The organism is Nocardia sp. NPDC004711 (genome assembly GCF_053601595.1).
On sequence record NZ_JBSGCB010000079.1, the window covers coordinates 23,607 to 30,973 of the forward strand.

General features: G+C 66.3%; 8 protein-coding genes. 7 read left to right on the forward strand and 1 reads right to left on the reverse strand.

Annotation, left to right across the window (positions count from 1 at the left end; translation table 11 throughout):
• Positions 1 to 25: 25 nt before the first annotated feature.
• Positions 26 to 1,123 (forward strand): 3-oxoacyl-ACP synthase III family protein, encoded by a 1,098-nt coding sequence (locus tag ACWEKS_RS43855; protein ID WP_452345629.1) that lies wholly within the window; start codon positions 26 to 28, stop codon positions 1,121 to 1,123.
• Positions 1,120 to 2,655: a phytoene desaturase family protein gene (locus ACWEKS_RS43860; RefSeq protein WP_452345630.1), complete on the forward strand. Its 1,536-nt coding sequence runs from the start codon at positions 1,120 to 1,122 to the stop codon at positions 2,653 to 2,655. Before ACWEKS_RS43855 ends, ACWEKS_RS43860 begins: the two co-directional genes overlap by 4 nt.
• A 13-nt stretch (positions 2,656 to 2,668) precedes the next feature.
• Here ACWEKS_RS43860 and ACWEKS_RS43865 read toward each other — a convergent pair whose 3' ends face one another.
• A complete protein-coding gene (locus tag ACWEKS_RS43865; protein WP_452345631.1) occupies positions 2,669 to 3,259 on the reverse strand; it encodes a TetR/AcrR family transcriptional regulator in 591 nt (196 codons plus the stop codon).
• 129 nt (positions 3,260 to 3,388) lie between these two features.
• Here ACWEKS_RS43865 and ACWEKS_RS43870 point away from each other — a divergent pair, with 129 nt between their 5' ends.
• The 5 genes from ACWEKS_RS43870 to ACWEKS_RS43890 form a co-directional block, all read left to right on the forward strand.
• The gene (locus ACWEKS_RS43870) at positions 3,389 to 4,957 is read left to right on the forward strand and encodes a DHA2 family efflux MFS transporter permease subunit (protein ID WP_452345632.1); all 1,569 of its coding nucleotides are present in this window, start codon (positions 3,389 to 3,391) and stop codon (positions 4,955 to 4,957) included.
• 5 nt (positions 4,958 to 4,962) lie between these two features.
• A complete protein-coding gene (locus ACWEKS_RS43875) occupies positions 4,963 to 5,325 on the forward strand; it encodes a transposase (protein WP_452345637.1) in 363 nt (120 codons plus the stop codon).
• Between the two features lie 237 nt (positions 5,326 to 5,562).
• A complete protein-coding gene (locus ACWEKS_RS43880) occupies positions 5,563 to 6,750 on the forward strand; it encodes an FAD-dependent oxidoreductase (protein WP_452345633.1) in 1,188 nt (395 codons plus the stop codon).
• Positions 6,740 to 7,252, forward strand: coding sequence for an ester cyclase (locus ACWEKS_RS43885; RefSeq protein ID WP_452345634.1), 513 nt, complete (start codon positions 6,740 to 6,742; stop codon positions 7,250 to 7,252). Before ACWEKS_RS43880 ends, ACWEKS_RS43885 begins: the two co-directional genes overlap by 11 nt.
• On the forward strand, positions 7,249 to 7,367 hold a 119-nt coding region (locus ACWEKS_RS43890), incomplete at its 3' end, for an SDR family NAD(P)-dependent oxidoreductase (RefSeq protein WP_452345636.1). The genes ACWEKS_RS43885 and ACWEKS_RS43890, both read left to right, overlap by 4 nt.

Genomic DNA, 7,367 nt, shown 5'->3' on the forward strand with positions numbered 1-7,367 from the left:
ATCCCACAAATCGATTAGGACTCTCATGCCCACAGCTCAAATCATCGGCACCGGCGGATACCAGCCCGGCGAGCCGATCGACAACGCCACCATCGAGAAGTACGTCGGTCCGCTGCCAGAGGAGGTGCTGTCCGGACTCACCATCGAACAGCGTTTCTGGATGATCGACCCCGAGACCGGCGAACACCACGACAGCAACTCCGGCATGGCCTACAAGGCCGCCGTACGGGCGCTGGAGGCCGCAGGTGTGGAGGCGGCCGAGGTGGAACTGATGATCCTGGCCACCGGCACGCCGGATTACACGCTGCCTCCGTCGGTGAATCTGGTGCAGGAGAAACTCGGCCTGGAGAAGGTCACCACTCTCGAGATCCGCTCCGGCGGATCGGGTTGCGCGCAGGCCCTGGACATCGCCCGGACCTTCATCGAACAGGGCACGGTCACCACGGCTCTGGTGATCGGCGTGGAGGCCATCTCGCCGGCGATCGCACCGGTCTTCCTGGAGACCGAGCCCGCCAAGATCCGGATGCGAGACCGGTTGCCGCTGTACATGTTCGGCGACGGCGCTGGTGCGATCGTGCTGCGTGCCGGCGAGACCGGCGGCCTGCGCCAGGGCGCGGCCCGAGCCATCGGCGGCAGCCGCAAGCCGGGCATCTGGGCGATCGGTGGCGGCACCCACGCGCCGCTGCTGCAGCAGCAGCGCTCGAAGAAGCTGGTGGACTTGAAGGTCGATGTGGTCGGCGCCGGAGACTTCACGCCGGTGATGGTGGCGGAGGCGCTCACTCATACCCTGGCCGCCGCCGATCTGAAGGCCGCCGACACCGACTGGTGCCTGATCCCCGAGGGAAACGCCGGCTGGATGCTCGACTCGATGCGTGAGGCCGGGCTGCAGACCGAGGAATGGGAGGCGTTGGAGGGCCGCATCTTCGACAACCTGGCCATGACCGGCGCGTGCGGCTGCGCGGCCGTGCCGCTGTTCCTGGACGACGGCTGGCGCAACGGGCAGATCCAGCCCGGCCAGCGCGTGGCCATCATCGGGGTGGAGGCCACCAAGTGGATGTACGCCGGAATCGTGTGCGACTGGACTGCTCCCACCCCGGGTGCATCGAGCAAAGCGTCGGCATGATGAGCGATGTCATCGTCATCGGCAGCGGCCTCGGCGGGCTGTCCGCCGGGGCGTTGTTGGCCCGTGCCGGACTTCGCGTCGTGGTCGTCGAGCGTAATGACGCACCCGGTGGGTACGCACAGCCATTCCGTCGTGGCCCGAATCTGTTCGACCCGGCAATCCATTTCACGATGGACGCGGGCCCGGGTGGGTTCATCCCCGCGATGCTCGCGCACCTCGACGTCGCCGATCGGGTCGAATTCCTCGAACTGCCACAGACTTATCAGGCGAGATTCCCTGGACTCGTCATCGATGCGCCGCCCGGCCGCGAGCCCTTCCTCGACCTGCACCGGCAATTGTTCCCGGCGCAGGCGGCCGGGTTGGGCCGGTTGTTCGAATTGCGCCGCAACATGTTCACCCAGCTGGCCGCCCTTCCCCAGCAGGTCGGCGCGGGTGGGCTCGAGGAGGCCATGAACGCGGCGCCGCTGGTGTTCCAGTACCGCATGGCAACCCTCACCGACGTCCTCGGCGAGTTCATCGACGACCCGCGTTGCGCGGCCGCGCTGGGCAGCATCTGGCCCTACATCGGCTCGCCGCCGTCGCGGATGTCGTTCCCGCTGTTCAATCAGATGCTCGAGACCCTGCATCATGGAACCTATTACCCTCGTGGCGGATTCGGGACGCTGGTCGACGCACTGTCGGCAGCGGTCGTCGCGAACGGCGGTGAGGTGCGGCTCGGCACCGAGGTGGAACGCATTCTCGTCGAGGACGGCCGGGCGGCGGGCGTCGTCGTCGGCGGGGGAGAGGTGCTGCGGGCGCGGGTCGTGGTTTCCAATGCCGATGCCCGCCAGACCTTCGGCGAGCTGGTCGGCTGGCAATCGCTGCCGCCGGCCCTGCAGCGTCGCCTCGATCGGTACAAACTGGCGCCGTCGGCGTTCGCGCTGTACGGCCGGTTGCGGGCCGATCCGAGCGAATTGGGGCTGTCACACGAGGGTTTCGTGTTCGGATCGTGGGACCCGGACTCGATCTGGGCCGATGTGCAGGCCGCACGTCCCGGGGGCATCTGGGTCACCGTCCCCACCATGGTCGATCCCGAGCTCGCCACCGAAGGCGGACATCTCGCGATTGTCACCAGTCTCGTTCGCACAGGGGCGGACGGTAGCTGGCGCGCGATCCGCGACTCGCACGGGCAGCGACTGCTCGAAGCGGTCGAGAATGGTGTGCCCGGCTTCCGCGATGCCTTCGAAACCATCGAAATCGCCACTCCGGACACGCTTTTCCGCTACGGCCGCAACGCGGGTGGCGCGGCCTACGGTTGGGAGAACACCCCCGCGCAGACCGCGAGCAAGCGGCTGCCGCATCGAACCCCGCTGCCGGGCCTCTATCTGTCGGGACACTGGGCCGAGGAGGGTACCTCGTCGCTGCGGACGCTGACCTCGGGCCGGGCCACGGCCTCGATGGTTGCTTCGGATCTCGAACACCGCACGGGCATACCGGATTTCGGCGGCCCATCCTTCGTGACCGAACTCGCGGCCACTCCGTCGGCCGGTTGATCGAGCCGGTCGGTTACGCGCACAGGCCCCGGATAAGAAGGTCCACCATCCGACGGTAACTGTCCTCCGGGTCAGGGGCTCGCATGGCGCCGTTGAGCTCAAGCGAGACGGCGCCATGCAACGCGGACCAGACCTGCTGGGCGAGATCCCCGGGATCGCCCGTGCGGATCGCGCCGAGACCGATGGCGTAGCCCAGGTGCACCACTAGTTCACCGAAGGCCCGGCCCGCACTTTCCTGGACGGTCTCGCTGATGAAATGTTTGCCGACGGTCGCCGCGAACATGATCGAGTAATGATCGGGGTGCCCGATGGCGTAGCGGCGGTAGCTCTGCGCGGCCACACGCAGGCGCATGATCGGATCGGCCTCGTCCGCCATGGCGACTTCTGCCCGCAGTGCATCGAAGCCCCGAATCAACAGCTCACGTTCCAAGCCATCCTTGCCTCCGAACCGGGAATAGACGCCGGCCTGGGCGACACCGGCTTCGGCCGCCACTGCTCGAACGGTCACACCCTCGAGACCCTCGCGTACGAGGACCGCTTCTGCGGCGTCGACCAAGACGCGTTCGATGTCCTTGCTGGGAGTGCGGCGGGCACGCTCGGCCATCTCAGTTCGATCTCCTGTTCTCGGTGAATTCGACTGTCACCCTACGGGTTCGCCCTGGTTGACGGCTCGCGCGGGATACTGTAGAACATTGTTACGTAACTATAGCACCTCGTTCTATAGGAGGGCGGCGTGAATACACCCACCACCGAGCAGGCGCAACCCCAGCAGGATCCGGCTGCCTCGGCTACTTTGACCCCACCCGCACAGGCCGGCGCCCGACGCTGGGTTGCCTTGGCTTTCATCTGCGTTAGCGTGCTCTTGGCCGTGGTCAACAGCACCGTCGTCAACATCGCATTGCCGACCCTGGGCCGCGACCTCGGCGCCTCCACCACCGCGATGCAATGGATCGTCGACGCCTACACCCTGGTGTTCGCGGTCATGCTGCTGACCGGCGGTGGTCTCGGCGACCGATTCGGCCGCAAGACCACGCTCCACATCGGCCTGGTCCTGTTCGCGATCTTCTCGCTGGCGGCCGCGAACGCCACCAGCACCGGACAGCTGATCGCCGCACAGGCGGCCATGGGTTTGGCTGCCGCACTGATCTATCCAGCGACTCTGGCGCTGTTGTCGACGATCTTCACCGACCGGAAAGAGCGGGCGGCCGCCATCGGCATCTGGTCGGCCGTCTCCGGTCTCGGAGCTGCCGTCGGCCCGGTCGCAGGAGGGCTGCTGCTGAAGCATTTCTCGTGGAACTCGGTGTTCCTGGTCAACCTGCCGCTGATCGCGGTGGCGCTGGCCGGTGGCCTTGTGCTGCTGCCGAATTCGCGTGCCGAGCGCATCGGGCGTTTCGACGTCCTCGGTGCGCTGTTGTCCATGGCGGGTGTTGGACTGTTGGTCCGTACGGTCATCGAGGCTCCAACCGAGGGCTGGCTCTCGGTGATCACGCTGGGTGGATTTGCCGGTGCCGCTCTGCTTTTCGGGCTGTTCACCTGGTGGCAGGCGCATACCGACGAGCCGTTGCTTGACGTCGCCATCTTCCGTGATCGCCGTGTCACGGCGGCTTGTGTGGCGATCATGATGGCGTTCCTCGGCCTGCTCGGATTCGTCTTCCTGATCACCCAGTATTTCCAGGCGATCCGTGGTTACGACACCTTGAAAACGGGCTTGGCGATCCTGCCGTTCGCAGCGGTCATGGGTGTGATGTCCCCGCTGGGCATGGCACTGACCGTCAAGATCGGTCCCCGGATCGTCATCTGCCTCGGAATGCTCTCGCTCACCGGCGGTTTCGTGATTACCACGCAGGTGACAGCCACGTCGAACTACTGGGGGACCGTTGTCGCGTCGATGGTGATGATGGCCGCGGGCCTGGCCTGGGGTACGGCACCTGCCACCGAATCGATCATGAGCTCGCTGTCGGCCGACAAGTTCGGCGCCGGGTCCGCCGTGAACGACACCACCCGGGAAATCGGTGCGGCGCTGGGCATCGCGGTCATCGGATCGGTCATGAACCAGGTCTACGGGGACCGCATCGCCAGCGGCTTCGCGGCTCTGGGCATCCCGGCCGAGCCGGCATCGAAGTCGCTGGTGGCCGGATTGGGCGTGGTCTCACAGCTGCACGGACAGGTCGCGGTCCAGGCCCTCGCGGCGACTCGGAGCGCGTTCATGGATGCGCTGCACTCCGGAGCGACGGCCGCCGCCGTGGCCACGGCTACCGCGGCTGTCGTGGTGGGCATCCTCATGCCCGGCCGGAGGGGGTGACGCTGGTGTCCAAGCGGTACCCGGCCGAAGTCCGCGGGCGGGCATTGGCTTACGCGCTCGAGCACTTGGACGAGTACCCGTCGGTGTACGCCGCCGCCCAGGCGATCGGTCCTACGATGAGCGTCCATCCGGCCAGCCTGCGCCAATGGATCCTCGCGGCTCGCGGGCCCGAGGACGAAAGCGAGGAGCTCTCGCGGCTGCGCCGCGAGAACCGGGAACTGCGGCACGCCAACGCGATTCTGAAGCTGGCCTCGGCGTATTTCGCGCAGGAGATGGTTTCGGAATCTGTCTGCCCCGCTGTCTTCGATCCGCTCGGAGAACGTGTCGAACCGGATGAGGACATCGTGGAAGAAGGCAGACAAGAATAATTGAACGCTCGTCCAGCGAAATAACAGCCGTAGTCCTGACAAGGGCCACGGCCATTTCCGCATGATTTCGATTTCATCTTCAGTGAGTTTTGTTGGGGCGGAATTAACTCGACCGAGAAGTGCGGAAGTCTTAATTCAGTGCAATACTCGCTGCAGACAACGTGAACGGCGCAGTGCAGCACCGGGTTACATGCATTCCTTCTTCTGGGTCCCGACGAATACTTATCGAGAGGCGGCATGCTCAACTCAGGCAAACCCATTCTCATCATCGGCGGCGGCATCGGTGGTTCCGCAGCCGGTGTCGCGCTGCGACAGGCGGGCCTCGACGCCGTCGTGTACGAGGCGCGTACCCAGCGTGGAACCCGCTACGGCGGTTGCTATGTGCTCTGGTACGCGGGCCGCGATTCGCTGCGCCGACTGGGCCTGGGCGACAAGGTGGCGGCGGCGGGCCAGCGGATCGATCGGTTCGAGATGTGCGACGAACGCGGATCGATCCTCTACCGCGTCGACATGAACCAGCGATCCGTCGATCCCGGACTCCGGCCGCTGGGCATCCGTCGCGCGGACTTGGTCGACCTGCTGCATACCGAGCTGGGATCCGAAGCACTGCAGCTGAATTCGACGCTGCGCGAGTTCAGCGAATCAGCGCGCGGCGTGCAGGCAACCTTCACCGACGGCCGTGTCGAGTACGGATCGGTGCTGGTCGGCGCTGACGGCCTGCAGTCGCGCGTCCGCGCGCACCTGCACGGTTCGTCGACGCCGCGGTACCCGCGGTATGCCCACTGGTCGGGCATCGCCGAATCAGATTGCGGTGCACCGCAACACACCTTCCGCATCATGCACGGGCGGGCCGCCCGGTTCGCGTTCTTCCAACTCGGTGACGGCAAGGTCTGCTGGTGGGCGACTCGTAGGGCTCCTGAAGGGCTCGATGGGGACCACCTGGGGGAGCGGCACGCTCTCGACATGGCCTATCGCGACTGGCACCCACTCGCGGGTGCACTGCTCGCCGCCACGGACCCGGCTACCTTGCATCGCCGCGATACGATGGACCGGCCGCCGCTGCGTCGATGGGGTCGCGGCCGGGTCACCCTGCTCGGTGACGCCGCGCACGCCATGACCTTCGACCTCGGCCAAGGCGCTGGTACGTCGCTCACCGACGGCTTGACACTGGCCCACCACATGGTGCGCGCGCAGGCGCCGCTGGCCGGGCTGCGTGAATACGAACGTGCCCGGCGCGCGGTTACCGTACCCCTGACGGTCGCCTCGCGGCAGATCGGTGCCGGTACCGCATGGGGTGGGCCGTTCGGTCCGCGCCTGAACCACGCCATCCTGCGAACCATCGGTGCTCGGATCACCCCTGTCCTGCTCGAACTGGACGCCCGCAGCCATCTCGCACTCGAAACGGAGCCGGCCCATGCCGAATAAGACCCCGACGACCGAACAAAACAGGGCGCTCATGGAGCGCTACATCCAGAAAGCCTGGAACGAAGGCGATTGGAGCGTCGCCGAAGAGCTCATCGACGAGAACGCGGTCTTCCATGACCAGGTTCGCGAAGGAAAGCTGCCCCCAGGACGGGAAGGCGTGCGGGCCGCCATGGAGATCATCCGCGTCGGCATGCCCGACTTCGTCATGGATCTGCAGGAGATCATCGCCGACCGTGACCTGGTGGTCATTCGCTGGAGCGCGACCGGCACCCACGCCGGCGTTTTCAACGGGCTGCCGGCCACCAATCGCGTGGTGACGCTGCACGCGATGAGTATCGTGCGGTTCAAGGACGGCAAGATCGTCGAAGGCTGGCAGGAGGCCGACCAGCTCGGCATGGGCCGCGAACTCGGCATGGTCCCCAAATCCGATATGCCACGGCCGATTGCGAGCCTGCTCGCCTTCGGCATCCGTACCCGCGATCGCCTGGTGGGTACGCGATGAAACTCAACGGCAAGATCGCACTGGTCACCGGCGGCGCGCGCGGCATCGGCCGCGCCATCTGCCTGGCGCTGGCCGACGAAGGCGCGGACGTGGCGGTGAACTACCGCGCGAGCGA

Coding starts and splice junctions, on each gene's coding strand:
- ACWEKS_RS43865 (WP_452345631.1), bottom strand. CDS start 3,259: ATGGCCGAGCGTGCCCGCCGCACTCCCAGCAAGGACATCGAACGCGTC.
- ACWEKS_RS43855 (WP_452345629.1), top strand. CDS start 26: ATGCCCACAGCTCAAATCATCGGCACCGGCGGATACCAGCCCGGCGAG.
- ACWEKS_RS43885 (WP_452345634.1), top strand. CDS start 6,740: ATGCCGAATAAGACCCCGACGACCGAACAAAACAGGGCGCTCATGGAG.
- ACWEKS_RS43860 (WP_452345630.1), top strand. CDS start 1,120: ATGATGAGCGATGTCATCGTCATCGGCAGCGGCCTCGGCGGGCTGTCC.
- ACWEKS_RS43880 (WP_452345633.1), top strand. CDS start 5,563: ATGCTCAACTCAGGCAAACCCATTCTCATCATCGGCGGCGGCATCGGT.